The sequence below is a fragment of the Streptomyces sp. NPDC093544 genome (genome assembly GCF_040683495.1).
Lineage (GTDB): Bacteria > Actinomycetota > Actinomycetes > Streptomycetales > Streptomycetaceae > Streptomyces.
Window position 1 is genome coordinate 269,035 of sequence record NZ_JBFBEA010000011.1, and the last position, 26,441, is coordinate 295,475.

Below are 26,441 nucleotides of genomic sequence, written 5' to 3' on the forward strand. Positions count from 1 at the left end.
GGGCGGTGCCGGGATGCCGGTGCTGGGGGTGACGGTGCCCCGGGGGCCGTCGTACGCCGACGAGCGCCGCGCATTATCGGCGTACGTCGGCGAACGCCTCGCGGTGCTGGCGTACGCCGGTGAGCGCCACGCGGTACCGGCCTACGCCGGTGAGCGCCACGCGGACCAGCTCGCCCCGCCCGGCCTCGGACCGGCCGAGCCCGGGCGGCACGGCGCCGCACTGACCGGCATACGTCGACAAGCGCCGCACGGACCCGCTGGCCCACTCGACGTCGGACGGACCGACCCCGCACTGCACTGCACTGCACTGCACTGACCGGCGTACGTCGACAAGCGCTTCGCGGACCCACTCGCCCGCCGGGTCCCGGGTCGCATCACGCCGCAGCGACCGGCGTACGTCGGCGAGCACCTCGCGCCGCGGGGGCAGCCAGGTGCCACGCCAACCGCCCTCGCCCGGTAACGGCTCAGCCAGCGCTGGGCACTCACGAGCCGCGCCAGCAGGCTGGGGGCACCGCGCCAGGACGCAGGGCGAACAGCCTCGCGCCACGCCGACCGACCCCGCCCGGCAACGGCTCAGCCAGCCCTGGGCTCACCAGCCGCCCCAGCGGGCTGGGGCACCGCGCCAGCGGGTTGGCGACACCGCGCCAAGACGCAGGGCGAACAACCTCGCGCCACGCCGACCGCCCGCGGCCGGCAACGGCTCAGCCAGCGCTGGGCACGGCCCGCGCGGGTCGTCAGCCTCTCGGCCCGCGCCGGGTCAGCGTTTCTCGGCCTTCGCCGGTGAGGCCGTCGTCGACGAGGCCTTCGCGGGCGAGGTCCCCCCGGCTGAGGCGTCCGGGCCACCGGACGCCTCCCCGGAACCACCCCCGCTCCCCTTGCCGGAGGCGCCCGCCTCGAAGTTGTCGTTGGCCTTCCCCATGTGCCGGTTCATGGACTTCATCAGTCCCCATACCGCCAGGGCCATCGCCGCGAAGACGATGAAGCCGAGGACGCCGGGGGTGACCTTGTTCTCGTCGACCTCCTTGGCGAGGGGGACGAGGTGCGTCAGTGCCAGGCTTGCGCTCATGTCAGGCATTGTCGCGGATGCCCGCAAAGAGGTCGTCCTCGGGGAGGGAGGTATCGACGAGGGACTTCACAAGCTCGTACTCCTCGGTCGGCCAGACCTCCTTCTGGAGCTCCAGCGGGACCTTGAACCAGCCGCCGTCGGGGTCGATCTGCGTGGCGTGCGCGATCAGCGCCTTGTCGCGGATCTCGTAGAACTCCGCGCACGGAATGTGCGTGGTCAGCGTGCGCTCGGTGCGCTCGAACTCCGACCACCGCTTCAGCCAGTCCCCGTACGGCGACTCCATGCCGCGCTCAAGGAGGGCGTTGTGCAGCGCCTCGGTGCGCGGGCGGTTGAAGCCCTGGTTGTAGTAGAGCTTCTGCGGCTGGAACGCCGGACCGAACTCCGACTCCGGGTACTTCTCGGTGTCCGTCGCCGCCTCGAACGCCACCATCGAGATCTTGTGGGTCATGATGTGGTCGGGGTGCGGGTAACCGCCGTTCTCGTCGTAGGTGGTGATCACCTGCGGACGGAAGGAGCGGATCTGCTTCACCAGCTCGCCGGCCGCCTTGGCGACGTCCTCCAGCGCGAAGCAGCCCTCGGGGAGCGGCGGCAGCGGGTCACCCTCGGGCAGGCCAGAGTCGATGAAGCCGAGCCACTCCTGCTTGATGCCGAGGATCTCGCGCGCCTCGTCCATCTCCTTCTTGCGTACCTCGTGGATGTGCTCCTCGATGTACTTGTCACCCTGAAGCTTCGGATTGAGGATGGAGCCGCGCTCGCCACCCGTGCAGGTCACGACCAGCACGTCCACCCCCTCGGACACGTACTTCGCCATGGTGGCCGCGCCCTTGCTCGACTCGTCGTCGGGGTGGGCGTGCACGGCCATCAGTCGCAGCTGATCAGTCAAGACTCAATCCTCAGTAAGTCGGCCAGTCGGCAAGTCGGCGCCCGGCGTGAATCAGCTTCATGGGCGGCTTCTATAGTGACGGAACCGGGGGGCGAATAATTCCGGGGCCCGGTCCCTGGGCCCTTCCTGGACCCAGGCCGCCCCTGCGCCGAGAGGACGACCATGAGTACGGCGAGCACGCAGCTGCCCGAGGGCCGGTACGGCCGCTCCGCGGACGAGCGCGCCGACCGGAAACTCAAGGTCCTCGGCGGTGCGCTGGGCGTGATCCTGCTCGTGGTCATCGGCTGGTACGGATACGACCACATCGCCGGGACCAAGATCAGCGCCGAGGTGATCACCTTCAGCGCCTCGGACACCGAGGTCGAGGTTCACCTGGAAGTGCGCAAGGACGCGGACGCCCACGGCTACTGCACACTGCGCTCACAGGCCGCGGACGGCGCCGAGGTGGGCCGCGCCGACTTCCGCTTCGACCAGAACGCCTCCCGCATCGACAAGGTCCTCACGCTGCGCACGACCGCCAGGGGCACCACCGCGGAGCTCCTCGGCTGCTACGACGACTGACGTCACCCCCAGCACTTACGTGCTGACCTGCGTTGACGTAATTCTGTTGTCTTATGTCCTCCCCCTTCAGCCGCTGAATTGTTAGGCTCGTGGTTTCGCCCACCCGTGAAGGCACATTCTTCTGGGTAGGGCGATGCTTTGTATTTCCAGTACCTACGAGGAGCACCTGTGACCCAGACCAGCGAGAACGTCACCTGGCTGACCCAGGAGGCGTACAACCAGCTCAAGGCCGAGCTGGAGTATTTGTCTGGTCCCGCGCGCACGGAGATCGCCACCAAGATCGCGGCGGCGCGCGAGGAGGGCGACCTGCGGGAGAACGGCGGGTACCACGCGGCCAAGGAGGAGCAGGGCAAGCAGGAGCTCCGTGTGCGCCAGCTGACCCAGCTCCTGGAGAAGGCCAAGGTCGGCGAGGCTCCCGCGGCCGGCGGTGTGGTCGCGCCCGGCATGGTCGTCACCATCGCCTTCGACGGCGACGAGGACGACATCCTGGACTTCCTGCTGGCCTCGCGCGAGTACGCGAGCGCCGACATCGAGACCTACTCGCCGCAGTCCCCGCTGGGCTCCGGCGTGAACGGCAAGAAGGTCGGCGAGGACGCCCAGTACGAGCTGCCGAACGGAAAGCTCGCCTCGGTGAAGATCCTCAAGTCCGAGCCCTACCAGGGCTGAGCGGAGGACCACCCGGAGTCCGGGACCACGTACGTCCAACACCCACCTGTGTCCAGGACGGCGTCCCAGGACCATGTACACCGACTCAGACGATGCCCCCGGCCGCGCGCCGGGGGCATCGTCATGCCCGGATCACGCGGTGGCGGACCGGTACTTGCGCACGGCCAGCGTCCTGAAGATCAGGACGATCAGAACCGAGTAGATGAGCGAGGCCCAGACCGCGTGCTGCATGGGCCAGGCGTCCGACTGTGAGACGCCCGGATTGCCGAATAGCTCGCGGGAGGCCTGGACGGTGGCACTGAACGGGTTCCAGTCCGCGATGTGGCGCAGCCAGGGCGTCAGATTGCTGGAGTCCACGAAGGCGTTCGAGATGAACGTGACCGGGAAGAGCCAGATCAGCCCGCCGGAGGTGGCCGCCTCCGGGGTGCGTACGGAGAGGCCGATGAGCGCGCCGATCCAGGTGAACGCATACCCGGACAGGAGGAGAAGTCCGAAGGCACCGAGGACCTTGCCCGCGTTGGTGTCTCCGTCCGACCCGACCCGCCAGCCGACCAGCAGGGCGACGACCGCGAGGACCATCAGGGTGAGCGCGGTCTGCACGAGGTCGGCGAGCGTCCGCCCGGTCAGCACGGCGCCGCGCGCCATGGGAAGGGAGCGGAAGCGGTCGATGAGGCCCTTGTGCATGTCGTCGGCGATGCCCGCACCGGCGCCTGCGGTGGCGAAGGTGACGGTCTGCGCGAAGATGCCGGCCATCAGGAAGTTCCGGTAGTCGGTGGAGCTGGTGCTGCCGCCGATCTCCATGGAACCGCCGAAGACATAGCTGAACATCACCACGAACATAATCGGCTGGATCAGCCCGAAAATCACCATCTCCGGAATCCGGGACATTCTGATCAGATTGCGTTTAGCGATGACCAGCGAGTCGCGGATGGATTGGCCGACGGGGTTGGCGGGTGCCGCGACCTGCACGGCGTCGGTTACGGCACTCACGTGGCGTCCTCTTTCTTCTTCTTGCGGCCCTTGCTGTCGGCCACCCCGTCGTCCTCTTCCTTCTCCTCGGCCAGGTGGCCCGTGAGGGAGATGAAGACGTCGTCCAGGGTGGGGCGGCGCAGGCCGATGTCGTCGATCTCGATGCCGCGGGCGTCCAGCTCGCGGATGACCTCCGCGAGGAGCTTCGCGCCGCCGGTGACGGGCACCGTGAGCTTGCGGGTGTGCTCCTCGACCTTGGTGTCGCCCTTGCCGAAGCCGCGCAGCACCTCGGACGCCGTCTCGATGTGCTCGCGCTCGTGCACGACGACCTCGACGCGCTCGCCGCCGGTCTGCGCCTTGAGCTGGTCGGCGGTGCCGCGGGCGATGACGCGGCCGTGGTCGACCACGCAGATGTCGTGCGCGAGGTGGTCGGCCTCTTCCAGATACTGGGTGGTCAGCAGCAGCGTCGTACCGCCGGAGACCAGATCCTTGATGACCTCCCACAACTGCTGGCGGTTGCGCGGGTCGAGGCCGGTCGTCGGCTCGTCCATGAACATCACCGGCGGCGAGACGACCAGCGCGGCCGCCAGGTCGAGCCGGCGGCGCATACCGCCCGAGTACGTCTTCGCGGTGCGGTCGGCGGCGTCGGTGAGGTTGAACTGCTCCAGCAGCTCTTCCGCCCGGACCTTCGCGGCCTTCGCCTTCATCTGGTAGAGCTGGCCGACCATCTGCAGGTTCTCGCGGCCGGTCAGATACTCGTCGACCGCGGCGAACTGGCCGGACAGGCCGACCCGGCGGCGCACCGCGTCGGGGTTCTTGAGCACGTCGATGCCCGCGACGACCGCCTTGCCGCTGTCGGGGCGCAACAGGGTGGTCAGGCAGCGGACGGCGGTCGTCTTGCCCGCGCCGTTCGGCCCGAGCAGGCCCAGCACGGTGCCCTCCGGGACATCGAGATCGACGCCGTCCAGAGCCCTTACGTCGCCGAAGGTCTTCACCAGGCCTTCGGCATAGATGGCGCCTGGCATGTGAGGTCTCCCAAGTGGTTGGGGAATTCCTAGGAAGGAGCTTGGTTTTCGCTGTTTTGTCCCGCCCGGCGTTCCAAAAGAGTTCGACCGCCCGGACAGACTTGTGGTGAGATGTGTGGCGAGAGACACACCATAACGCGATGTATCGCGTCACTCAACAGATTTTTCCACCTCGCACTGACAATGACGCTGACCTGGGAAGATGCCCGCAGATGCCGCAGATTCCCGCAGATGAACTCAGCGGACCGCAGCCGGCCTCAGTTCGATGACCGTGTAACCCGCGTCGCGCAGCGCCTGGTTCACCTCGGCGCAGTGCTCGGGCCCCTTCGTCTCCAGGTGCAGCTCGACCTCCACCTCCGTGAGCCCGAGCCGTGGATCGGTCCGTACGTGACTCACATCAAGGACGTTAGCGTCGGCCACTGACAACACCCCGAGAAGTGTGGCCAGGGCGCCGGGACGGTCCGTCAGACGCAGGGTGACCGCCAGGTAGCGGCCGCTCGCCGCCATGCCGTGCCGCAGGATGCGCTGCATCAGCAGCGGGTCCACGTTGCCGCCCGAGAGCAGCGCCACGACCGGGCCCTCGAAGGCGCCCGGCTCGGCCAGCAGCGCGGCGACGGGGCTCGCGCCCGCCGGTTCGACGACCAGCTTGGCCCGCTCCAGGCAGAGCAGCAGCGCGCTGGACAGGTGGTTCTCGGTCACCGTGACGACCTCGTCCACCAGGTCGCCGATGATCCGGAACGGCACATCGCCCGGCCGCCCGACCTTGATGCCGTCGGCCATCGTCGCCGGGTTCTCTATCGACACCGGGCGCCCGGCCGCCAGCGAGGGCGGATAAGCGGCCGCGCCCGCCGCTTGCACGCCCACGATCCGCACGTCGGGGCGCAGCGCCTTCACCGCGATCGCGATGCCCGCGGCGAGGCCTCCACCGCCGATGCCGACGACGATCGTGCGCACCTCGGGGCACTGTTCCAGGATCTCCAGGCCGACCGTGCCCTGCCCCGCGATGATGTCCGGGTGGTCGAAGGGGTGGATGAACACGGCCCCTGTCCGCTCCGCGTACTCCTGCGCGGCGGCCAGCGTCTCGTCCACCACCTGTCCGTGCAGCCTCACTTCGGCGCCGTAATCGCGCGTGGCCGCGATCTTCGGCAACGGCGCCCCGGTGGGCATGAAGACCGTGGACCGCACACCGAGGAGCGCGGAGGCCAGCGCGACGCCCTGCGCGTGGTTGCCGGCGCTCGCGGCGACGACACCCGCGGCACGCTCCTCGGGAAGCAGCCCGGCGATCCGCACGTACGCGCCGCGCAGCTTGAACGAACCCGTGCGCTGGAGGTTCTCGCACTTGAGGTGCACCGGCGCGCCCACCAGCTGGGACAGGTACCTGCTGCCCTCCATCGCGGTCATCCGCGCCACACCCGTGAGCATCTTCTGCGCGCCGCGTACGTCGTCGAGGGTCACGCTGGGCAAGGAGTCAGCCGTGCTGTAGCTCATGACCACCAGTCTCGCAGTTCACCCGGGTCTCCTCGCGGTGTGACCACCCTCCGAGACTGGTTTACGCAGCGTCGGTACGGCCCGCGCCCCGGCCGCGTACCCTGTCCCCCAACCCAGCTCCCACGCATGAATTGAGCCCCCGGCCATGCCCACAACACCAGAGATGTCGATGGACATGACGACCGTCGGTGACACCGGTCTCCTCGACACGCTGCAGCACGAGGTCGCGGTATTCGCGCGCCGTGCCGAACAGACCCGGCTCGGCGGAGTGGGGCAGGTGCGGAACTCCATGGACCGCGCCGCCTACCTGCTGCTCAACCGCCTCGACAAGGAAGGCCCGATGGGCGTCAAGGCGCTCGCCGCGAGCATGGGGATCGACTCCTCGACGGTCACCCGGCAGGTGGCCCCGCTGGTCGACACCGGGCTCGTCAAGCGCACCTCGCACCCCGAGGACGGGCGTGCGGTGGTGCTTCAGCTGTCGCCGCGCGGGCAGTCCCGCCTCGACGAAGTTCGCTCCTCCAGGCGTCAGTTGATGGCCGAGCTGACACACGACTGGGCACCGGAGGAGCGCGAGGAGTTCTGCACGCTCCTGACACGCTTCAACAGCGCGCTCTCGGCCCGCCAGGCCACCCAGGGTGTGCCGGTGGACGAGTCGCAGCCGAATTCCTGAGCCAGGCAGCGGCCGGGTCAGGCGTTCGCGTCCCTCAAGGCCCTCCCTCGCGCGCGCGTGCGCGAGGCTTGTTCTCCCGTCCACGCGCGCGTGGATCGTTTCGTGCTCCACGCGCGCGTGCATGTGCGCCGCGCTCTTGACCGGAAGGCCGCACCCGGTCTCATATGAGACCGGGCCCCTGTCGTACGCGATGCGGTCGGCATACGCGGTGCGGCATGTCGTACGCGGCCGGGGCCCCGTTTCCCTCAGGGTCGTCCTCGGGCGGGAGGCGCGGTGCGAGAACGGCAGGCGTCCCAAGGCGCCCGCCGGGCCCGGGAGTTCGAAGCGTTCGTCGCGGGCGCGGCAGGGCGGCTGCTGCATGCCGCGACGCTGCTCACGGCGGAGCCCGCGAACGCCAACCCACGCGCGCGGCGCCTGCTGACATCGGCCCTCGCCCAGACGTACGCCTCCTGGGACCGCCTGCGCGGCGAGGACCCGTACGACCATGCTCGCCAGCACCTGGCCGTCCGCTTCGCACACGGCGCCTGGCACCAGCACGGGAGCCTCGCCCGGACCCGTCCGGCGCCGGACAGCGTTCTGGCGCTCCTGACGCCCCAGGAGCGGCTGATCGTGGTCCTCAGGCTGTACGAGGGGGTCGCCGAGGAGCAGACGGCGGCGCTGCTGGGACTCCCCACGGAACGGGTACGGGCGATCTGCGCCCGCGCGATGGCTACCCTGCTGCACCCGCCGCGCGGACCGGCCCCGGCCCTGGCGAAAGCGGTGCCCTCATGAGCCTGCGCGATCGTGAGGCGGCCGTACGGCGGATCCTGGAGCAGGCGCCGCCCCCGGTGCCGCCCGAACTGCATGCGGACGTCGTACGCCGTGGGGCCCGCATACTGCGCCGCAGGACGGCGGCCCGCCGCCTGATGTGGCTGCTGCTGTTCGCCGCCGCCGTTGCCTTCATCGTCTGGGCGATAACGGCACAGCCCTGGGTGGAGCCGCCGTCGGAGACGACTCCACCGCTGACGGGCTGGTGACCCAGGTCCTAACCGAGCGCCTGCTGAAGGTCCTGAAGCAGGTCGTCGACGTTCTCGATGCCTACGGAGAGGCGTACGAGGTCGCCGGGGACCTCGAGGGCCGAGCCGGCGACGGACGCGTGCGTCATGCGCCCCGGGTGCTCGATCAGGGACTCGACGCCGCCCAGGGACTCGCCGAGCGTGAACACCTTGGCACGGTTGCAGACCTCGACGGCCGCCTCCTCGCCGCCCGCGACCTGGAAGGAGACCATGCCGCCGAACGCCCTCATCTGCTTGGCGGCGATCTCGTGACCGGGGTGCTCCGGGAGACCCGGGTACAGAACACGTGTCACGCGCGCGTTCCGGGTGAGCATCTCGGCGACCCTGGTGGCGTTCTCACTGTGCCGGTCCATACGTACGGGAAGCGTCTTGGTGCCGCGCAGCACCAGCCAGGAGTCGAAGGGCCCGGCGACCGCGCCCATCGCGTTCTGGTGGTACGCCAGCTCCTCGCCCAGCGTCTGGTCGCTGACGACCAGCGCGCCGCCGACGACGTCCGAGTGGCCGCCCATGTACTTGGTCAGCGAGTGCACGACGACGTCCGCGCCGAGCGCCAGCGGCTGCTGGAGATAGGGCGTCGCGAAGGTGTTGTCGACGACCAGCCTGGCGCCCGCGTCGCGCGCGATCTGGGCGACGACGGTGATGTCCGTGATGCCGAGGAGCGGGTTGGAGGGGGTCTCCACCCAGATGACCTTGGTCTTGGGGGTGACGGCCGCCCGCACGGACGCGGGGTCGCTGGTGTCGGCGACCGACCATTCCACCCCCCACTTGGAGACGACCTTCGCGAACAGACGGAACGTGCCGCCGTACGCGTCGTTGGGGATCACCACATGGTCGCCGGGGCTGAGCAGCGTACGCAACAGGCAGTCCTCGGCCGCCAGTCCGGACGCGAACGCGAGGCCGCGGCGACCGCCCTCAAGGGCGGCGAGGTTCTCTTCCAGGGCGGTCCTGGTGGGATTGGCGCTGCGGCTGTACTCGTAGCCGCCGCGCAGCCCGCCGACGCCGTCCTGCTTGTAGGTCGAGACCTGGTAGATCGGCGGGACGACCGCACCCGTGAGGGGATCGGCGGTGTTGCCCGCGTGGATCGCGAGGGTCTCGAAGTGCTGACTGATGTGCCTGTCGCTCATGTGTCCCGAGCGTAGTGCGCTCGCGGGGCTGATGGCGTCGCGCCCCGGTGGAGGCGAGCGGGTTCGCCGATTGCCACACTGCGTTCACGAACTGCCGGACACCGGTGAACCGACCGGGTTCGCCAATTGTCCGACCCGTCTGGTTCGCTTGTGGCATGGAGATTCTCTGGGTCCTGATGGCGCTGGCCATGTTCAGCCTGGTCCTGCTGCCGGTTTTCAGGCGCAGGCGTGCCGGTATACAGCTGGTCTCGCCGGGCGACCCGGACGCCGCGGACCCGGCGAACTACGGGTTCCTGCTCCAGGAGGAGCTGGACATCCGTATGCCTGGCCCCGACCGGGACCTGCTGGACGTACTGGACCTGGTGCAGCGCACGCACGACTACCGCTCCGCCTTGCAGCTGCTCGCGGACACGGAGACAGCGGGCGAGCTGCGCTGGCAGCGGGTGCAGGCCTTCGCGGGCGCCGCGTCGCTGGAGCTGCGGCAGCGCCCCGGCGGGGTCAGTGAGACCCCCGGCGGGCAGTGGCTTCGGGTGTGGCGGGCCGAGAAGCCCAAGGACGCGGGCGGCGCGGCGGTGCACGCGGAGTTCCTGGTCCAGCAGGCGTGGCGTACGTCGACGCCGGGGACGGACGAGTTCCGGATCATCATGGAGGAGGCGAGGTCGGCGTGCGGCGAGGCCGCGCTGCTGTCCCCCGGTGACCCGATCCCGTACATCATCGAACTCTCGGTGGCCCGCGGACTCGCCTACTCCCAACCGGAGTTCGAGAAGCTCTGGCTGAAGATCCTGGACCGCGCACCGGCCCACATGGGAGCACATCTCGCGGCGCTGCACTACTGGTGCGAGAAGTGGCACGGCTCGCGGGAGATGTCGTATTCGTTCGCGGAGGCGGCGGCAGCGCGCGCCCCGCAGGGGTCTCTGCTCGCCGCCATGCCGCTCTTCGCGGTCTTCGAGCACCTCCCCGAGGTCAACCTGGTCCGCAGCTTCTACCAGAGCGAGGTCGTGACGAAGGCCGTCCACGGCGCCCTCTTCGCGGTGCACGCGGCCCGCTCCGACGACCCGATGCTCGCCCACGTCCGCCACCTCCTGGTGTTCTTCCTGGTCCGCAGCGAGCGCTGGGCGGAGGCCATGAACCAGCTGGTGCACATCGACGGCCACGTGGGCGCCCTGCCCTGGACCCTCACGTCCGACCCGGCGGCGGACTACGCGGTGTACCGGGCACTGGCGGTGGCGGGATACGAGGCGAACGGGGGAAGCCCGGCGACCCTCCCGCGCTGAGACCACAAGCCGCCAAGGGACACAGCCACAACACCACCGCACGCGCCACACAGTCCACGCTGTCCGTGCTGTCCGTGCTGTCCCGCATTCCGCCCGGAAACGGCGAGGAAACGAAGGAGCCCGCGTCATGTTGTTCGGCCGCACGCCCGTCCTGCCCACCCCCGAGCAGGCTCTGAAAGGCCGCTCCGAGCCGTTCTTCACCGTCCCCGACCGGCACACGGTCCTCGGCACACCGCTTCTCGGCCCCTACCCTGCGGGCCTGGAGATCGCCGACTTCGGCATGGGCTGCTTCTGGGGCGCGGAGCGCAAGTTCTGGCAGCTTCCGACGGGTGTGTACACGACCCTGGTGGGCTACCAGGGCGGCTTCACCGAGCACCCCACGTACGAGGAGGTCTGCTCGGGCCTGACGGGCCACACCGAGGCTGTCCGCGTGGTCTACGACCCCTCCCTCATCTCGTACGAGCGCCTCCTCCAGGTCTTCTGGGAGTCCCACAACCCGACCCAGGGCTTCCGCCAGGGCAACGACTCAGGCACCCAGTACCGCTCCGCCATTCACACCCACACCCACGCCCAGGCCGCCACCGCCGCCGCCTCCCGCGACGCCTACCAGAAGGTCCTCACAGACTCGCGCTACGGCACGATCACAACGGAACTCCAGCCCGCAGAGGACCACACCTTCTACCCGGCAGAGGGCTACCACCAGCAGTACCTGGACAAGAACCCGGCGGGGTACTGCGGGATCGGGGGGACGGGGGTCAAGCTGGGCGACCCGTTCGAGACGAACTGGGGATCTTCCTGCGCGACGGGTGTCGCTCCGGCACCAGAAGTAGCGGACAAGTAGCCGGTAGCGTCCCGCCCTCGCCCTTCAGAAGGACGGTCGCTGCCGGCAACTCACGCGGTGCTGCGGCCGATTCTCTTCCCACGACGACAGTCGAAACTCAATGGCTGCCCATACCCGGCGGGCGCCACGCTGTACGTCATGGAAGAACCGCAACAACGGATCCGCGCGACCTACACGGCATCTACGATCACCGTCTACCAGGCGTACTCCCCGGAGATCGGCCTGCCCGCTGTCCGAGAGGGCCGATTCCCTGTCACGTAGAAGCGCGACCGCATGACGTGGACCATCAAGCCGCGTTGACAGACCCTTGTGCCTTGCCGACGACGAAGCCTGAAAAGTGGTGGCGCGTGGGCGGGGTCTGCCTTGGTCACGGCCCGCCGATCGTGCCTGGTGATCGTGGAACTCTTGAGGAGCTGGGACCACCCCGAGGTCGACGGCGCCCCTTGGACCGTCAGCCTCCCCGGTGGCAGTCTCAGACCAGGCACTAGCCTCTCGAACTGTGTCCGACCTACCCGACCTTCACAGTGCCACCATCGACGCGATAGTCGATCACGCCGGCCGATCAACACTTCCCTTCCAGCGAGCCAACCGGGAGGAACAACACGCCACAGCCTTCTGGTTCAACGAACTCGTGGAGACGACCGCCGACGGCGAGGTCATCCGCCAGTACCCGTGCCCACGCGGTGGACCGAGGTCGCCTTCGGGGTGGCTTGTCGAGGCGAGGATCATGGTCCCGTGATGAAGTGGACTAAGTGGACTAAGGAGACGCTTCCGGCCGGGCAGTCCGAGCATGAGCCGGAACTCTCGGCCTACCAGCGGGCGATGCGGACCCGGCTTCTCGCAGCCCCTGTGGTGCCCGCGCCCGAACCCTGGCGGCCCGTCTTCGAGTACGACTACGGCGTCCCTGTCGGCGGACTGCTCGGCATCGGCTTCGCGGCGGACCCCGAGACCGGCCACGATCTAGTGATGGTCGTCTCGCACGACGGGCACGGTCTCTTCGACGCCGTCACCGGCGAGAAGATCGCAAGGAACCGCGACCCCGCTCTGGAGGACAGCACCCCCGACGCAGTCGCCGACCTGTCCTGCCCCGGGCTGGGGCCGATCACCGGAAGCCGCGTACGCATCGCCGGGCTCTTCGGCGGCGGGCTGCACACCACCACCGAGGAGGGCTGGACCCTGGAAGTCGTCATGCCGGCCTGGCCGAACGAGCGAGTCCTGCTGTCCAGAGACGGCGGGCTCCCGCATTCGGGCCCGCACGGAGAGGAGTGGTGGCACATCTTCCACTCGAACTACTCCACATTCCGCGCAGCCGGCTTCTCCCCCTCCGGCCGAACGATCGCCGTAGCGACGAGCAGCGACCTCTCCCTGTGGGCCCGCGGTACGGACGACCGTCACGCCGACGGCTGAGACATGGCCGAGTTCGGGTGGAAGAGCAGAAGGAGGCGGAGTTGAGCGTCACAGGTGTGTGGATCGTCGGCGCGGTGCCTGACCAGGAGGTACGGAATTTGCTGAGCGCTTCGGTTCAGAACTCGTCGCCGGCACCGGTGCACTGTGACGAGCTTGGGGAGCTGGCTTGGTGGCGAGGCAAGGCGCGGGCGTCCATGTTCACTACGTCGACGAGCTCTCCCGGCAATTGGAGCGCCGACGATGACGCCCTCCGGCTGAGCGCGTTCTTCGACGCCTGCCGCGACGACTCCGACCACGTGGAGAAGTTGCGTGACACGGTCATGGATCAGTTTCCCTCCGATGTCGGGGAGGGCTTGTTCGTGGCCACGGCGCGCAAGGCCGCCCCGTTCTCCGCCCTGGCTTACGCGTTGGGTCCCGATGCGACGCTGCGGCTGCCGGGCCGGTTCGGGGGCTTCCTTCTCGATGCCGAGCAGGTCCGCGCTCAACTGCCTGCGGCCGAGGAGACCTTCGTCCTGACCGGAACCCCACGTCGTGACGCGATCGATCGAATCCACGCGTGGATGACCGGCTTGGGTGACGACCCCGCCCACGACGCGGACGAACTTCTTGACGGCCCGCTCCGCGTTCTCCGCCACGCCGCCCGCACGGGCCATGGGGCAGCCGGCCAAGTCCGCTGGTACTGACGTCGCCGAACACCGCACGTACGCCGACACGGTGTGCCCGCCGGAATTGGACAGACACCACGAAGCCCTGTGCACAGGCTCCGCTACCTCGCGGGAAAGGTCTGTGAACGCGGCTTGACATGGATCGTCATACCGCGTCCACAGACCCCAACCGCGCTGGTCGTGGCACGGCCATATTCACGTGTCCGAGTGCGGGTCAGCTCCTGGGCGGGACGCGCCGCTGGCCCTTCGTTGTGAGGAGGGCAAGCCCTGCGTGGTCAGTCGAATGCCACGACCAGGCGAACACCGTCATTTCCGAAGCGGCCCGCCAGCGCCTTCATCACGGCGAAGACATGTGGCCAGTGAGTTTCAGGACCCAGGACGGCACCAACTGTCAACGGCTCGTATGTGCAGGCCAGTTTGTCGGTAGCCCATTCCACACGTGCCGTCGCGTGCCGCAGGTCCATCGGCGGCTCACCTACCGCAGACAGGACCTCCGTCGGCCAGGGATCAGACACGAGCCGCCGATGCACTGTTGATGATGTCAGCCTCGTCCGCCAAGTCAGCCGGCCGATGCAGTCGTCCGGTGCGACCGTGAGGTCGATCGAGGCAAGCTCCGCCCAGGTGACCCAGCCCGCGTTGTGCAGCGCACCCGACGCAACGCAAGAGCCCAACTGCGAACGCATGCCGCTCGACAGGTCGGAGGGCAGGCCTCGGTCTGGTGCAAGCGGCTGGAAGCCCACGTAGTTGCGTACCCCGAAGAGACAGCCGAAGGCCGCGTAGTCGGTCTCGTCGTACAACGGCCATAGGTCCATCGCAGCTACCCACGGCTCCCCGTCGTAGTAGTCGGTTCCGACGCCCGGATGACGAAATTCGATGCCCCCATGAATGTCCGTGCTCATAGCTCCACAGCCTAACGACGCTCCCCCGGACGATCGTCAGGAGCGACCGGTCAGTAGCGCAGGCGAGCCGTGTCCCCATAGATGCGCACGATGCAGTCTTTGAAGCAGGCCAACGGCACACCCCCGCCCGACGGCTGCAATGTCAGTCCCAGATCCATCAAGGGACGAATAGCCGTCGCGGTACGGCTCCCTTCCGGGTCAGACCCCTGCACCGGCCGCCCACGCCTCGAACAGCCCGCTGACGCCGTCCCAGCCCGGTCCTGGCGCGAAGTGACACAAGAACGTCGGCTGGTCGACCCCGTACTCGCGGAGTTCACCGACCCGAACCTCCCCCTGCATGAGCCACCACGTCCTGGTCACGCTGTGCCCCTCCAAGTCTGCAGACCCGCAAGCACGTTACCGCCGTAGGCTTCGCCGCAAGCAGCGAGTACCAACCGCTCCATGCCCAACCAGAGGTGAGCGCGCCGAGCACACGGTGCATGCCTCGGTAGGTCGCGCACTTTGACGTGATCGACGAAGATCCGCCCAAGCCGGATCGGCAGGGTTCCACCCCTGCAGTTCGCGACCACCAGGCGCAACCTGACCAGCCCATACACTGCGTGACATTCGATGTCTTGCGACGGGGGTCCGTATGTCGTTCAACCGAGGCCGTTCCTCCCTGGCCGTGGCCTCCGCCGGTGCGGTGCTTGTCCTTGTGGGTGGTTGTTCTTCGGCGACAGACAACACGGAAGCCCGGTCCGGGGCGTCACGCGATTCTTCGAGAACACCATCTTCGACTGTCCAGCCGCTGAGCGCCGCCGAGTTGACGGCAGCGCTGCCACGAGACGGGAGCTTGCCGGGTTACAGCGTCACCGGTACACCCGAGTCGAGCACCGGCAGCAGCACATCCGATCCCACTGTGAAGCCAGAGGCGTGCCGTCCGCTCTGGGATGCTCGCGTCCAATGGGACCCCGAGCGCGACCTGCACCTTCAAGCCCTGCCGTACCGCTCTCTGCAACTCGGCCTCTCCGGCGAGGCCGTAGGACACTACGCAGACGACTGGACAGTCAGGATCACCGACGTGACACCACTCGCCCGCGAGATCCACACGCTCGTCAGGAGCGGCGACCTCGACTCCGCAGCGCGACTACTGCCACCGGAACGTCCCTACCCTGCCGCAGGCGAACTGCCGGCCCACCTATATCCGTGACCACAGCTGTCGGGGCGCGGCAACACCCGCCCCGCAGCGACAAGCTCCGCGGCCCGGCAAGGCCGCCCCGCAAGCGCAAGCCCGGCCCGGCCGCGGGGCCTCGGTCCAGTCGGCCTCCGCCCCTCCGCCGGGCCGGCTTCGCGTGGTCAGCCTGTCGTGCGTGCGGGCAGTCGCCATCCAGGGCGCGGGAAGTGGCAGGTGTAGCCGTCCGGGTAGTTCTCCAGGTAGTCCTGGTGCTCGGGCTCGGCCTCCCAGAAGGGGCCGACCGGCTCGACCTCGGTGACGACCTTGTTCGGCCACAGTCCGGAGGCGTCCACATCCGCGATCGTGTCCTCGGCGGTCCGCTTCTGCTCGTCATCCACGTAGTAGATCGCCGAGCGGTAGCTGAGGCCGATGTCGTTGCCCTGACGGTTCTTGGTGCTCGGGTCGTGGATCTGGAAGAAGAACTCCAGGATCGCGCGGAAGTCGGTCCTCTCGGGGTCGAAAAGGATCTCGATGGCCTCCGCGTGCGTGCCGTGGTTACGGTACGTCGCGTTCGGCACGTCACCCCCGGTGTATCCGACCCGGGTCGCCGTAACGCCCGGGAGCCGGCGGATCAGGTCCTGCATCCCCCAGAAGCATCCGCCCGCCAGCACGGCCCTCTGCGTCTGCGCAGTCATTGCGGCCCTCCAATATCTGTCAGCTCGGTCACTCGGGCTGCTCGGCTCGCACACCACCGGCATCTCATACCCACACACCTCAACGCGTGAGGGTTCCACGCGATTCCGCGCCCGGCGAAGACGACGAAGACGACGACCGGTCTTAGTAGACAGGCGCCGCTGAGGCGGACGCCCTGGTGCGCGGATGGCGTACCAGGGCGTCCGAGGGAGTGAGAGTGACAGCTACCGAGTCGGGGCGCGATCAGGTGCCGTAGACCTGGAATTCCCACAGCGAGTAGCCGTACTGGGTGGCGCGCGTGGTGCCGTTCACCCGCACATACCGTCCGGAGCCGGTGACGGTCAGTGTCTGGTTGCCGCCGCTGCCTGCTGTGGTCGTATAGATGGTGGTCCAGGTCGTCCCGTTGGCGGAGGTCTGGATCTGGTAGGCCGTGCCGTACGCGCCCTCCCAGTTGAGCCCCACCGAGCTGATGGTGTGGGTGGCGCCGAGGTCCACCTGTAGCCACTGCGGGTCACTGAACGCGCTGGACCAGCGGGTGCCGGTGTTGCCGTCGACCGCCATGGGAGCGGTGAAGCTGGTGTTCTCCGAGGACGAGGCGGTGGCCGTCCTGCCCTGCGACAGGAGCGTCCCGGTGCCCCCGCCGGAGCCGGACGTCGAACCGTAGAGTCTGAATTCGTAGAGCGATGCTCCGTAGGCCGAGTTTCTGGCCGTGGCGTAGATCCGGACGTATCTGCCGGAGCCCGACAGCGCGGTGTCCTGGAGGAGTTGTGGACTGTTGTTGTTGGAATAGATCGTGGTCCACGTAGTGCCGTTCGTGGACGTCTGTATCTGGTAGGCCGATGCGGCGGCCGCCTCCCAGATCACCGAGGCGTGGGTGAGGGTGTAGGTGGCGCCGAGGTCGACCTGGAGCCACTGCGGGTCGCTGAACGTGCTCGACCAGCGAGTGCTGATGTTGCCGTCGGTGGCATTGGACCCCGGGAACGACGCGCTCTCCGCCGAGGAGGCCGTGGTGGGCTTGCCCTGGGCGATGTTGGTGCCCGTGGTGCCGGCCGGTGCCTTGTTGTAGACGGCCACGTAGTCGATGTTCAGCGAGCCGCCCGACACGGTGGCCGCGGTGGGGCCACCGCCGTACGCGGCGGGGAAGGCGCCGCCGATGGCCAGGTCGTAGATGATGTAGAAGCTGTGGTCGACCGCGTTGGCCCAGGCGGTGGCATCGATCTGGTTCGAGCTGAGGGTGTAGTTGAGCGTGCCGTCGAGATACCAGCGGATCTGCTCGGGAGAGGTCGAGCGGTCGATCTCCACGGCGTACGTGTGGTACCCGGTCTGACAGCCGGAGCAGGCGCGTTCACCGCTGCCGACACCGGTGTTCTCGTTGCACGCGCCACCCGGAGCTGTGCCGCAGTGCAGCGTGCCGAAGGTCGAACTGCGACCGTTGATGTCCTCCATGATGTCGACCTCGCCCGAGCCGGGCCAGACCGTGCCGACCCGCAGCGGGGAGCCCAGCATCCAGAACGCGGGCCAGTATCCGAGGCCGTTGGACGTGTTGACGTTCGGCTGCTGGATGGACGACTGTATCCGCACCACGCCGCCGGGCAGCGCGCCGAAGCCGTCGGCCTGCGTCTCGACCCGGCCCGAGGTCCAGCCGGCGACGGGGTCGGATCCTGTGTGCAGGGCCTTGAGCACCAGATGGCCGCTGCCGTCCTGGTAGACGTTGGCCGTGCTGTTGGTCATCGTCTCGACTTCACCGGTGCCGAAGGTCCAGCCCTCGCCCACGTCGTAGCGCCAAGTCCCGGTGTCCAGACCGGTGTTGGCGGCGCCGGAGAAGTCGTCGCTCCAGGTGGTGGTGAAACCGGCGGGCGCGGTCGGCACGGCCGCGGGGGCGGCTGCCGCGACGGGCTCCGCCGCGATGGTCGTCACCGGGGCCTGCGCGGAGGCTCCCTGGTCGGCGGGCGCACCGGCCAACGCGACCGCCGCGAGGGCTGATACCGCCGCGAGCAGGCCAATGCCCGTTCGCCGCCTGCCTCTTCGGCGCGGCAGTAGGTGCAAACGCGTGCCTTTGATGGACATCCGTGCTCCTTCCCCTCGTGGGGGGCGAGGGGCGGCCACTTGGCGTTGCTCCGTCAGGCGGCGTCCCTGAAGGTGAGGTGAGAGCGCTCTCAGGAGCGTGTTCCTACCGTCGGGTCCATGTCAATAGACTCGGCAACGTTTGCGGCACCGGGCGGGGTCAGTCCCTCGCAGGCGATGAAGGAACGCTAGGGATCGCGGAGTTGGGGTCGAAGCCTGCGAACGCCAATCCGATGACGAATCCCGCCACCTCTTCCAACTGGCGGACGCGATCCAGCGCGCCGAGTACCGCGGGCGTCCCGCCGACGCCGCGCACCAGTTCACCGACGATGTGCAGTGCCGCCGTATCGTCGCCGCACATCGCGACGGTCACACGGGACGGGACACCACCGGGAGAGCTGCTCGTCCACTGGTCGGCGGGAAAGAGGTGGAACGCCTTCACGACATGGGCTCCTGGAGCAAGCTCGGCGATCCGACCCGCCATCGACTTCCCGGGTTCGGTGAGCAGCGCGCCGACACCGTGTGCGACGGCGTTCGTGGGATCGATCAACGGCGTCCCCTCAAGCACGCCGTCGGACGCGCCCGCCAATCGCAGCATGTCCTCGACGCCGTCCCATGACACGGCGAGCAGCACCGCATCGCGCCCGGTGACCACTTCGCGCGGCGCGACGGCGAGTACTCCGTGACCCAGCCGCTCGGCAAGCTTCTCCGCCTTGACCTGCGACCGTCCGCCGATCACCACCTCGTGCCCTGCACGTACCCAGCCCTCGCCCAGGGCCGCCGCCAGTGTCCCAGTTCCCAGAATCCCGATGCGCATCGTCGGTGCCTCTCTCAAGACGTAGCAAGCACTAGCCAGTAGGGCAGTTACGGTAGGGAAGGTGTTATGCACCGATCAGTGCGTAACGAACGCGCGACGATGGGCGGCGAGATGACTGATCGCGAAGTCCACTGCTACGAGTTGGTCGCCGACTGCCGTCTGCGCGCGGCCACCGATCTCTTCGTCCATACCTGGGATCCCGTTGTACTGGCGGCTCTTCGCACGGGACCGCGCCGACGCCGCGAGCTGCGCACCGCGGTCGGCGGCATCAGCGACAAGGTCCTGACCGATACCTTGCACCGCTTGCTCGCCACCGGTCTGGTCGACCGTCACGCGCATGCCGAGGCGCCACCTCGTGTCGAGTACGGCCTGACCGGTTTGGGGCAGAGCCTCGTCGAGGGCCCGATGATGGCGCTCGGACGCTGGGCCGTCGAGCACGGTGACGAGCTTCTCGAAGCCCAGGAAAGCGCGGCACGGACGCCTGGATGACGTACCGCTCTGCCGTACCACTCGGCCGTACCACTCGGCCGTACCACTCCGCCCTAGAGTGCCGGCGGAATGGAGCCGGCGAAATAGATCACGAGGGTCTGTTCCGGCTGCTCGGCCAGGTGGAAGGCGGTGTACGTGTAGTCGATCGGCTCGCCTCCTGGGTGCCGTAGCCGTTTCTGTCCGCTGTGCCGGGCCTGCACCTCGTACTGGGGCCACCAGTCCCGCGCTTCCGGGCTGCCCTCGTGCAGCTCTTCGATCAGCCGGGTGTACCGCGGGTCGTTGGGATGGCGTCCGGCCAGTGTCCGAAGCCGGGCGAGCAGGCCTCGCGCCTCCGGCTCCCAGTCCACCAGCACATCCCGGGCGGCGGGTTCGAGGAAGACCCAGCGAACGAAGTTCGCCGTCCGGTCGGCCTCGGTGATGAGGTTCGGGAACAGCTGGTCGGCCGCCTGGTTATGGCTGAGGACGTCGTAGTTGCCGTCGATGACGTACGACGGGTGCGGCTGCAGCAGGAGGGGAACGGCCGCCACCTCGGGCGTGAGCGGCTCGGGTGCCTCGGCTTCGGCCAGTGGCGCGTGACCGGCCAGCTGGAGCAGGGTCGTGCGCTCGTGCCGGTCGAGCCGCAGCACCGAGGCGAGGGAGTCGAATACCTGCTCGGAAGCGCGAATCTCCCGCCCCTGCTCCAGGTACGTGTACCAGGTGGCGCTGATCCCTGCGAGCAGGGCGAGTTCCTCCCGTCGAAGGCCCGGCGTCCGGCGGCGACCGGTCTGTGGCAGACCGACCTCGTCGGGCGTGATGCGTTCTCTGCGACTGCGCAGGAAGGCGCTCAGTTCCTGACGTTGATCAGGTTGTTTCGGTTGATCAGGTTGTTTCGGTTGACTCGGTTGACTCGGCATAGTGTGTGGCAGTCCTTATTCCAGAATAAATGCATTCTGGATACCAGGCTAAACCTGCCGCACACTGAGTTCAAGTCCAGAAATACGACGCGAGGAGGACGGCATCATGTCGGGAATCGAAGGCAAGGTAGTGGCGATCACGGGGGCCAGCGGCGGCATCGGCGAAGCGACCGCGCTGCTGCTCGCCGAACGCGGCGCGCGACTCGTTCTGGGCGCGCGCCGGTCCGAGCGCCTGGAGGAGCTGGTGGCCCGGATCGAGAAGGCGGGCGGCGAGGCCGTGCAGATCCGCACGGATGTGACTCGCCGGGATGACCTGCACGCCCTGGTCGCACTGGCCAGCGAACGTTTCGGGCGGCTCGACGTCCTTGTCAGCAACGCCGGGGTCGGCCCGATCTCTCCCCTGGACGATCTGCGCGTCGACGAGTGGGACCAGATGGTCGACGTCAACGTGAAGGGTGTGCTGCACGGAATCGGTGCCGCACTGCCGGTCTTCCGGGCGCAGGGCACCGGCCACTTCATCACGATCGCCTCCACGGCCGCGTTCCGCGTCGCGCCGGCGATGGCTGTCTACGCCGGTACCAAGTTCGCGGTCCGGGCCATCTGCGAAGGACTGCGCCAGGAATCCGGCGGCTCCCTACGGGTGACCACCGTCTCGCCCGGGGTGACCGCGACCGGCTTCGCCGAGGCATCGACCAACGACCAGGTCCGTACGGAGATCACGAAGATGCGGGACGACATCGCGATCCCGCCGGAGGCGATCGCCCGCGCCATCGCCTTCGCCATCGAACAGCCTGACACCGTGGACGTGAACGAGATCGTCGTCCGCCCCACCGCCCAGAGCTGACCTCGCCTGCCATTCGGATACGGCCAACCCGCCCGCGCTTGCGGGATTGCCGCGCAGGTCACACGGCAGCACGGGCTCGCCGAACGGTGTCATGCCAAGTGACTCGGAATCGGGACCGGATGACGTGAGTCATCAAACGGCGTTCACAGCCTGGAGCGGTACGTGCTTGAACGGTGCGCTGCATTAAGCCTGTTGGGCAGGGCCTGCCAAGGCATGGATCATGGGGCTGTGACGAAGTGGACGATGAAGCTGGCGTATGTCCGGTAGAGCTTGTGTCCGGTAGAGCTTGTGTCCGGTAGAGCTTGTGTCCGTTCCCGATGAGAAGGCATGGCGATGGACGAAGACGAGAGCCTGCGCCGCTACGGCCTGCACCCCGTCGGCGCGGACCTCGACGAGGTACGAGGTCTGCTCACCACACAAACCCGGCTGGAGGAGCGTACGCAGGGAGACGGTGACACGGAGCTGATGAAGTTGTGCTGCGTACAGCTGTTCAACGCCGGGGTTCTCGACGACGTGCTGCTCATCTGGCGGGCCAAGTCCGCCAGCATGGACACAGACTGCTCGATCGACATTCAGTTGCTGTGCGGAAGCGGACTGGCCAGGACCAAGGCGTACCTGTCGAGCCAGCGCCCGCCCGAAGCCGAAGCGGCACTGCGACGACTGCTCCGCTGTGAAGCGACCCGCGACTTCGAAGATTTCTCCGCCGCAAACCACTCGGCCTGGTACGCCGTCTACTACGGGCCGTGATGCCAGCCGCCGCTCTCCAGCAATTGCGAGCTGACGAGCGGCTTCCGGCGGACTCAAATCAGAGGGCCATCGTCGAAAGGTCTGTGGGCGGGCCTGCCTTGATCGCGGTGCGCCGATCGTGCCTGGTGATCGTGGAACTCTTGAGGAGCTGGGACCACCCCGAGGTCGATGGCCCCCTTGGACCGTCAGCCTCCTCGGTGGCAGTCTCAGAGCAGGCACTAGCCTCTCGACCTGTGTCCGACCTACCCGACCTTCACAGTGCCACCATCGACGCGATAGTCGATCACGCCGGCCGATCAACGCTTCCCTTCCAGCGAGCCAACCGGGAGGAACAACACGCCACGGCCTTCTGGTTCAACGAACTCGTGGAGACGACCGCCGACGGCGAGGTCATCCGCCAGTACCTCGTCACCGCGAGCGAGCCCGCGAGAGTCGAGTTGGCCGAGTTCACCCTGCGCCCGGAGTTGTGCACACCCGCGATGAGCGCAGAGAAGCTGGCGATGATCGACTTCGCGGAGGGATGGACTCATCTAGGCGACCTGGGGGTGGCGGTCATGCCCACCACCGGATTGCACGCACACGGCGCTCGCAAGGGCTGGCGCTGGACGACCGACGAGATCACCGACGGCATCGCCGCCACGGAAGAGGACATCGCCGGCCTCGGAGAGCACCCGATAGCGGCCTACGTGCTGGGTCACATCATCGAGGACGGTGCCCGAGAGCAGGCTGTGGTGGTCGGCCACGTGACGCGCACCAGCGACGGCGCCATCCGCTGGAACGGAGACCTGCCGCAAGGGTGCGTGGGCGCACCCGCGTTCATCAGCGCTCGCCTCAGCGGCGACAGTTTCAAACTGGTCTGCCTGGGAGTGACACTGCCCGCCGACGATCACCACGCGATTGCCTCCTTCGACCGCATCCGCGCCGCCCTGAACTCCCTCCCCTCGGACATCCCGCCGGCCTTTGGTGAGACCGCAGACCATCCGCAGCCGGTCGAGCCGAAGCGGCGCTGGTGGCAGCGACGCGGTTGATGCTGCCAGCACCCTCAGAGGCCCTCCGAAGGGGTGGCTCGTTGGGTGTGCCAGAGAGCGCGCAGTTCGGCTACCGCTCGTTGCGCTGCCTCGGGGCGGTCGGAGCGTGGGGCGGGGGTTCGTGGGCCGGTCAGGTCCCGATCGTTGAGCGACCGTGCGGGGACGGTGGTCCAGTCGGCTCGGCGCACCACGGCGACGTGTCCGCACTCGTGCGCCGCTTCGTCCTGCCAGTCGTCGGGCGGTGCCATGAGGACACGGAGTGACTGTTCGTCGAGCCACTCCAGCTCCAGAACCTGACGGCCGCCTTCGTGCTCGATGAGAGAAGCCACCGCGCCCGTTCTCAAGTTCAGAAGGAGTAGCTCACCCTCGAAGAAGTAGCCGCCGTCGTACCAGCCGGTGCCTATCGCGAGCAGCGGACGCCCGGGATGGAAGGCCAACGCGTGCACGGGGAAGCGTGAGCGGATGAGCGTGCCGCGGGCGAAGGAACGACTGTTGTAGACCGCGACCGGTGTGGTTCCACCGTGCACATCAGTGCCTGCCACGGCCAGAAGGCGGCGCCGCTCTTCGTGGACGACCAAGAGCGGGTCGCCGATACCGAGAAATGCCCAGCTGTCGGGGGGACGTTCGTCGGAGGCCACCATGCCGTGATCTTCTCAACTGCCCGGCTCCGCACGGTAGTCGTCCCCCGACCCGACCAGCTGGACCCGGCCGGACATCGCGCGCGACCCGAAGCCGGGCCGTCGGATCTCCGGCCCCGCTCACGTCTGGGGCATCGCCGCGCTCCGCAGGGGGTCCAGGCGGACGGTGATGCCCTTGGACGTCGGGGTGTTGCTGATGTCCGCCACGCTGTCCAGGGGGACGAGAACGTTGGTTTCCGGGTAGTAGGCGGCGGCGCAGCCGGGGGTGGTGGGGTAGGCGACCAGGCGGAAGTCCTCCGCGCGGCGTTCGGTGCCGTCGCGCCAGATGCTGACCAGGTCGACGCGGTCGCCGTCGGCGAGGCCGAGCGCGTCCAGGTCGGCGGGGTTGACCATGACGATGCGGCGCGAGCCGTGGATGCCGCGATAGCGGTCGTTCGTCGTGTACGGGATGGTGTTCCACTGGTCGTGCGAGCGGAGCGACTGGAGGATGAGGTGTCCCTCGGGGGCGTGCAGCATCTCGAAGTCGTTGCGGCTGAAGCGGGCTTTGCCGCCCTCGGTCGCGAACACCCCTTCGTTCACCGGGTTCGGCAGCAGGAAGCCGCCCGGCTTCGCCGCCCGGGCGTTGTAGTTCTCGAACCCCGGCACGACCCGGGCGATCCGGTCGCGGATGGATGCGTAGTCCGCCTCGAACTCCTCCCAGGGCACGGCCACTTGGTCGCCCAGGGTCCTGCGGGCCAGCCGGCTGAGGATCGCCACCTCGCTGAGCAGCAGCTTGGAGGCGGGTTCGAGGCGGCCGTGGGAGGCATGCACCTGGCTCATCGAGTCCTCGACGGTGATGAACTGCTCGCCGCCCGCCTGGAGGTCGCGCTCGCTGCGGCCGAGGGTGGGCAGGATCAGCGCGGTCTCACCGCAGACCGCGTGCGAGCGGTTCAGCTTGGTGGAGATGTGCACAGTGAGCCGGCAGCGCCGCATCGCCTCCTCCGTGACCCGGCTGTCGGGCGTGGCCCGTACGAAGTTGCCGGCCAGGCCGAGGAAGACCTTGATCCGGCCTTCACGCATGGCCCTGATGGAGTTCACCGTGTCCAGGCCGTGCGCCGCGGGCGGGGTGAAGGAGAACTCGCGCCCGAGGTCGTCCAGGAACTTCTGCGGCATCTGTTCCCAGATCCCCATGGTCCGGTCGCCCTGCACATTGCTGTGGCCCCGCACGGGACACACGCCGGACCCGGGCTTTCCGATGCTCCCCCGCATCAGCAGGAGGTTCACCAGCTCGCGGATGGTCGGTACGCCGTGCTTGTGCTGGGTGAGTCCCATCGCCCAGCAGATGATGACCCGCTCGCTGTCCATGACGAGGTCGCGTACGTGCTCGATCTCCTCGCGGGTCAGCCCGGTGGCGGCCAGGACGTCGGGCCAGTTGACGGTCTTGTGGATGTGCTCGACGAAGTCGGCGAACCCGCTGGTGTGCGACTCGATGAAGGACCGGTCCAGGACGGTACCGGGCGCGGCCTCCTCCGCTTCGAGCAGGAGCAGGTTCAGTGCCTGGAAGAGCGCGAGGTCGCCGCCGAGCCGGATCTGCAGGAAGTCGTCGGCGATCTGGGTACCGCGTCCGATCACACCGCGAGGCGTCTGCGGGTTCTTGAACCGCAGCAGACCGGCCTCGGGCAGCGGGTTGACCGCGACGATCCGCCCTCCCCTGCGCTTGCACTCCTCCAGGGCGGAGAGCATCCGCGGATGGTTGCTGCCCGGGTTCTGGCCCAGGGTGAGGATGAGGTCGGCGTGGTAGATGTCGGTGAGGCTGACGTTGCCCTTCCCGACGCCCAGCGTCTCGTGCAGGGCAGCACCGCTCGACTCGTGGCACATGTTGGAGCAGTCGGGCAGGTTGTTCGTGCCGAAGGCCCGGGCGAACAGCTGGAGTACGAAAGCTGGTTCGTTGCCGGCCCGGCCCGAGGTGTAGAAGACGGCCTCGTCCGGCGAGTCCAGGCCCTGGAGCTCACCGGCGATCAGGCCCAGCGCATCGTGCCAGCTGATCGGCTCGTAGTGGTCGGACCCGGGCCGCTTCACCATGGGTTCGGTGAGCCGGCCCTGCTGGTTGAGCCACTGATCAGAGCTGCGCGCCAGCTCACTGACCGGGTACCGCCGGAAGAAGTCGGCAGTGATCCGGCGCGTGGTCGCCTCGTCGTTGACGTGCTTGGCACCGTTCTCGCAGTACTCGTTCATATGGCGGCTGCCGGGCTCGGGGTCGGGCCACGCGCAGCCAGGGCAGTCGAAGCCCTTGGTCTGGTTGATGTTGAGCAGCGTCAGCGCGGTACGCGGGGCCGATGTCTCGGCCAGCGAGTACGTGAGCGCATGGGCCACCGCGGGCACGCCGGCCGCCCACTTCTTGGGCGGGGTGATCTCCGCCTGGTCGCCGGTCGGTTCTCCGGCCTGGTCCGCGGTCGGTGGCTTCTTCACCCGCATCAACCTCTTCCTGTGCTCCCCCTGATTT

The 26,441-nt window shown here is 68.2% G+C and carries 28 protein-coding genes and 2 pseudogenes; 16 read left to right on the top strand and 14 right to left on the bottom strand.

The window, feature by feature from the left end; all coding sequences use genetic code 11:
* Window positions 1-13: 13 nt before the first annotated feature.
* Window positions 14-316, top strand: coding sequence for a hypothetical protein (locus tag AB0N66_RS19140; protein ID WP_365435942.1), 303 nt, complete (start codon window positions 14-16; stop codon window positions 314-316).
* A gap of 441 nt (window positions 317-757) precedes the next feature.
* Here the strand turns inward: AB0N66_RS19140 and AB0N66_RS19145 are convergent, their stop codons facing one another.
* Entirely contained in the window at window positions 758-1,066 is a 309-nt protein-coding gene (locus AB0N66_RS19145; RefSeq protein WP_365435945.1) for a hypothetical protein, read from the bottom strand.
* A gap of 1 nt (window position 1,067) precedes the next feature.
* Entirely contained in the window at window positions 1,068-1,928 is an 861-nt protein-coding gene (mca, locus tag AB0N66_RS19150; protein WP_365436097.1) for a mycothiol conjugate amidase Mca, read from the bottom strand.
* A 183-nt stretch (window positions 1,929-2,111) separates the two neighbouring features.
* Between mca and AB0N66_RS19155 the strand changes: the two genes are divergently transcribed.
* Together AB0N66_RS19155 and greA are read left to right on the top strand one after the other, a co-directional pair.
* A complete protein-coding gene (locus AB0N66_RS19155) occupies window positions 2,112-2,510 on the top strand; it encodes a DUF4307 domain-containing protein (RefSeq protein WP_365435949.1) in 399 nt (132 codons plus the stop codon).
* A 168-nt stretch (window positions 2,511-2,678) separates the two neighbouring features.
* Window positions 2,679-3,176 (top strand): transcription elongation factor GreA, encoded by a 498-nt coding sequence (greA, locus tag AB0N66_RS19160; RefSeq protein WP_365435952.1) that lies wholly within the window; start codon window positions 2,679-2,681, stop codon window positions 3,174-3,176.
* 132 nt (window positions 3,177-3,308) lie between these two features.
* On the opposite strand, the gene AB0N66_RS19165 is transcribed toward greA, so the two are convergent.
* From AB0N66_RS19165 to ilvA, 3 genes are all read right to left on the bottom strand, one after another.
* A complete protein-coding gene (locus tag AB0N66_RS19165) occupies window positions 3,309-4,166 on the bottom strand; it encodes an ABC transporter permease (RefSeq protein WP_365435955.1) in 858 nt (285 codons plus the stop codon).
* Window positions 4,163-5,170, bottom strand: a complete 1,008-nt coding sequence (locus AB0N66_RS19170) for an ATP-binding cassette domain-containing protein (protein ID WP_365435958.1) — start codon at window positions 5,168-5,170, stop codon at window positions 4,163-4,165. The genes AB0N66_RS19165 and AB0N66_RS19170 overlap by 4 nt, the downstream gene beginning before the upstream one ends.
* A 237-nt stretch (window positions 5,171-5,407) precedes the next feature.
* Entirely contained in the window at window positions 5,408-6,658 is a 1,251-nt protein-coding gene (gene ilvA / locus AB0N66_RS19175) for a threonine ammonia-lyase (RefSeq protein ID WP_365435961.1), read from the bottom strand.
* 163 nt (window positions 6,659-6,821) lie between these two features.
* Here ilvA and AB0N66_RS19180 point away from each other — a divergent pair, with 163 nt between their 5' ends.
* From AB0N66_RS19180 to AB0N66_RS19190, 3 genes are all read left to right on the top strand, one after another.
* Window positions 6,822-7,328: a MarR family transcriptional regulator gene (locus AB0N66_RS19180; protein ID WP_365436100.1), complete on the top strand. Its 507-nt coding sequence runs from the start codon at window positions 6,822-6,824 to the stop codon at window positions 7,326-7,328.
* Between the two features lie 273 nt (window positions 7,329-7,601).
* Window positions 7,602-8,099, top strand: a complete 498-nt coding sequence (locus AB0N66_RS19185; RefSeq protein WP_365435964.1) for a sigma factor-like helix-turn-helix DNA-binding protein — start codon at window positions 7,602-7,604, stop codon at window positions 8,097-8,099.
* Entirely contained in the window at window positions 8,096-8,344 is a 249-nt protein-coding gene (locus AB0N66_RS19190) for a hypothetical protein (RefSeq protein WP_365435967.1), read from the top strand. Before AB0N66_RS19185 ends, AB0N66_RS19190 begins: the two co-directional genes overlap by 4 nt.
* Window positions 8,345-8,352: 8 nt before the next feature.
* Here the strand turns inward: AB0N66_RS19190 and AB0N66_RS19195 are convergent, their stop codons facing one another.
* Window positions 8,353-9,507, bottom strand: coding sequence for a cystathionine gamma-synthase (locus tag AB0N66_RS19195; protein ID WP_365435970.1), 1,155 nt, complete (start codon window positions 9,505-9,507; stop codon window positions 8,353-8,355).
* A gap of 155 nt (window positions 9,508-9,662) precedes the next feature.
* Between AB0N66_RS19195 and AB0N66_RS19200 the strand changes: the two genes are divergently transcribed.
* The 5 genes and pseudogenes from AB0N66_RS19200 to AB0N66_RS19220 all read left to right on the top strand — a co-directional run bounded on the left by AB0N66_RS19200 (window position 9,663) and on the right by AB0N66_RS19220 (window position 13,712).
* Entirely contained in the window at window positions 9,663-10,781 is a 1,119-nt protein-coding gene (locus AB0N66_RS19200) for a hypothetical protein (protein ID WP_365435973.1), read from the top strand.
* Between the two features lie 127 nt (window positions 10,782-10,908).
* Window positions 10,909-11,622: a peptide-methionine (S)-S-oxide reductase MsrA gene (gene msrA, locus AB0N66_RS19205; RefSeq protein WP_365435976.1), complete on the top strand. Its 714-nt coding sequence runs from the start codon at window positions 10,909-10,911 to the stop codon at window positions 11,620-11,622.
* A 138-nt stretch (window positions 11,623-11,760) separates the two neighbouring features.
* A pseudogene (locus AB0N66_RS19210) lies at window positions 11,761-11,880 on the top strand (DUF4291 family protein); the annotation flags it as partial.
* 480 nt (window positions 11,881-12,360) lie between these two features.
* On the top strand, window positions 12,361-13,029 hold the full coding sequence (locus AB0N66_RS19215) for a hypothetical protein (RefSeq protein WP_365436103.1): 669 nt from the start codon (window positions 12,361-12,363) through the stop codon (window positions 13,027-13,029).
* Window positions 13,030-13,085: 56 nt separating this feature from the next.
* Window positions 13,086-13,712, top strand: coding sequence for a hypothetical protein (locus AB0N66_RS19220; RefSeq protein WP_365435979.1), 627 nt, complete (start codon window positions 13,086-13,088; stop codon window positions 13,710-13,712).
* A 257-nt stretch (window positions 13,713-13,969) separates the two neighbouring features.
* Here AB0N66_RS19220 and AB0N66_RS19225 read toward each other — a convergent pair whose 3' ends face one another.
* Window positions 13,970-14,593: a hypothetical protein gene (locus AB0N66_RS19225; protein ID WP_365435982.1), complete on the bottom strand. Its 624-nt coding sequence runs from the start codon at window positions 14,591-14,593 to the stop codon at window positions 13,970-13,972.
* Between the two features lie 198 nt (window positions 14,594-14,791).
* On the bottom strand, window positions 14,792-14,953 hold the full coding sequence (locus AB0N66_RS19230) for a hypothetical protein (protein WP_365435985.1): 162 nt from the start codon (window positions 14,951-14,953) through the stop codon (window positions 14,792-14,794).
* Between the two features lie 571 nt (window positions 14,954-15,524).
* On the opposite strand from AB0N66_RS19230, the pseudogene AB0N66_RS19235 reads away from it, so the two are divergent.
* A pseudogene (locus AB0N66_RS19235) lies at window positions 15,525-15,782 on the top strand (DUF4291 family protein); the annotation flags it as partial.
* 146 nt (window positions 15,783-15,928) lie between these two features.
* Here AB0N66_RS19235 and msrA (AB0N66_RS19240) read toward each other — a convergent pair.
* The 3 genes from msrA (AB0N66_RS19240) to AB0N66_RS19250 form a co-directional block, all read right to left on the bottom strand.
* Window positions 15,929-16,441, bottom strand: coding sequence for a peptide-methionine (S)-S-oxide reductase MsrA (gene msrA, locus AB0N66_RS19240; protein WP_365435988.1), 513 nt, complete (start codon window positions 16,439-16,441; stop codon window positions 15,929-15,931).
* A gap of 241 nt (window positions 16,442-16,682) precedes the next feature.
* Window positions 16,683-18,506: a discoidin domain-containing protein gene (locus AB0N66_RS19245; protein ID WP_365435991.1), complete on the bottom strand. Its 1,824-nt coding sequence runs from the start codon at window positions 18,504-18,506 to the stop codon at window positions 16,683-16,685.
* A 157-nt stretch (window positions 18,507-18,663) separates the two neighbouring features.
* The gene (locus AB0N66_RS19250; protein WP_365435994.1) at window positions 18,664-19,320 is read right to left on the bottom strand and encodes an NAD(P)-binding domain-containing protein; all 657 of its coding nucleotides are present in this window, start codon (window positions 19,318-19,320) and stop codon (window positions 18,664-18,666) included.
* Window positions 19,321-19,431: 111 nt separating this feature from the next.
* Here AB0N66_RS19250 and AB0N66_RS19255 point away from each other — a divergent pair, with 111 nt between their 5' ends.
* Window positions 19,432-19,809, top strand: a complete 378-nt coding sequence (locus AB0N66_RS19255; protein ID WP_365435997.1) for a helix-turn-helix domain-containing protein — start codon at window positions 19,432-19,434, stop codon at window positions 19,807-19,809.
* Between the two features lie 53 nt (window positions 19,810-19,862).
* Here the strand turns inward: AB0N66_RS19255 and AB0N66_RS19260 are convergent, their stop codons facing one another.
* Window positions 19,863-20,702, bottom strand: a complete 840-nt coding sequence (locus AB0N66_RS19260) for a helix-turn-helix transcriptional regulator (RefSeq protein ID WP_365436000.1) — start codon at window positions 20,700-20,702, stop codon at window positions 19,863-19,865.
* Between the two features lie 106 nt (window positions 20,703-20,808).
* Here AB0N66_RS19260 and AB0N66_RS19265 point away from each other — a divergent pair, with 106 nt between their 5' ends.
* The 3 genes from AB0N66_RS19265 (at window position 20,809) to AB0N66_RS19275 (ending at window position 23,321) form a co-directional block, all read left to right on the top strand.
* Window positions 20,809-21,546, top strand: coding sequence for an SDR family oxidoreductase (locus AB0N66_RS19265; RefSeq protein ID WP_365436002.1), 738 nt, complete (start codon window positions 20,809-20,811; stop codon window positions 21,544-21,546).
* 327 nt (window positions 21,547-21,873) lie between these two features.
* Window positions 21,874-22,293: a hypothetical protein gene (locus AB0N66_RS19270; RefSeq protein WP_365436005.1), complete on the top strand. Its 420-nt coding sequence runs from the start codon at window positions 21,874-21,876 to the stop codon at window positions 22,291-22,293.
* Window positions 22,294-22,526: 233 nt separating this feature from the next.
* Window positions 22,527-23,321, top strand: a complete 795-nt coding sequence (locus tag AB0N66_RS19275) for a hypothetical protein (protein WP_365436008.1) — start codon at window positions 22,527-22,529, stop codon at window positions 23,319-23,321.
* Between the two features lie 14 nt (window positions 23,322-23,335).
* Here AB0N66_RS19275 and AB0N66_RS19280 read toward each other — a convergent pair whose 3' ends face one another.
* The gene (locus AB0N66_RS19280; RefSeq protein WP_365436011.1) at window positions 23,336-23,962 is read right to left on the bottom strand and encodes a hypothetical protein; all 627 of its coding nucleotides are present in this window, start codon (window positions 23,960-23,962) and stop codon (window positions 23,336-23,338) included.
* Window positions 23,963-24,079: 117 nt separating this feature from the next.
* The gene (locus tag AB0N66_RS19285) at window positions 24,080-26,413 is read right to left on the bottom strand and encodes an FdhF/YdeP family oxidoreductase (protein ID WP_365436014.1); all 2,334 of its coding nucleotides are present in this window, start codon (window positions 26,411-26,413) and stop codon (window positions 24,080-24,082) included.
* Between the last annotated feature and the right edge of the window lie 28 nt (window positions 26,414-26,441).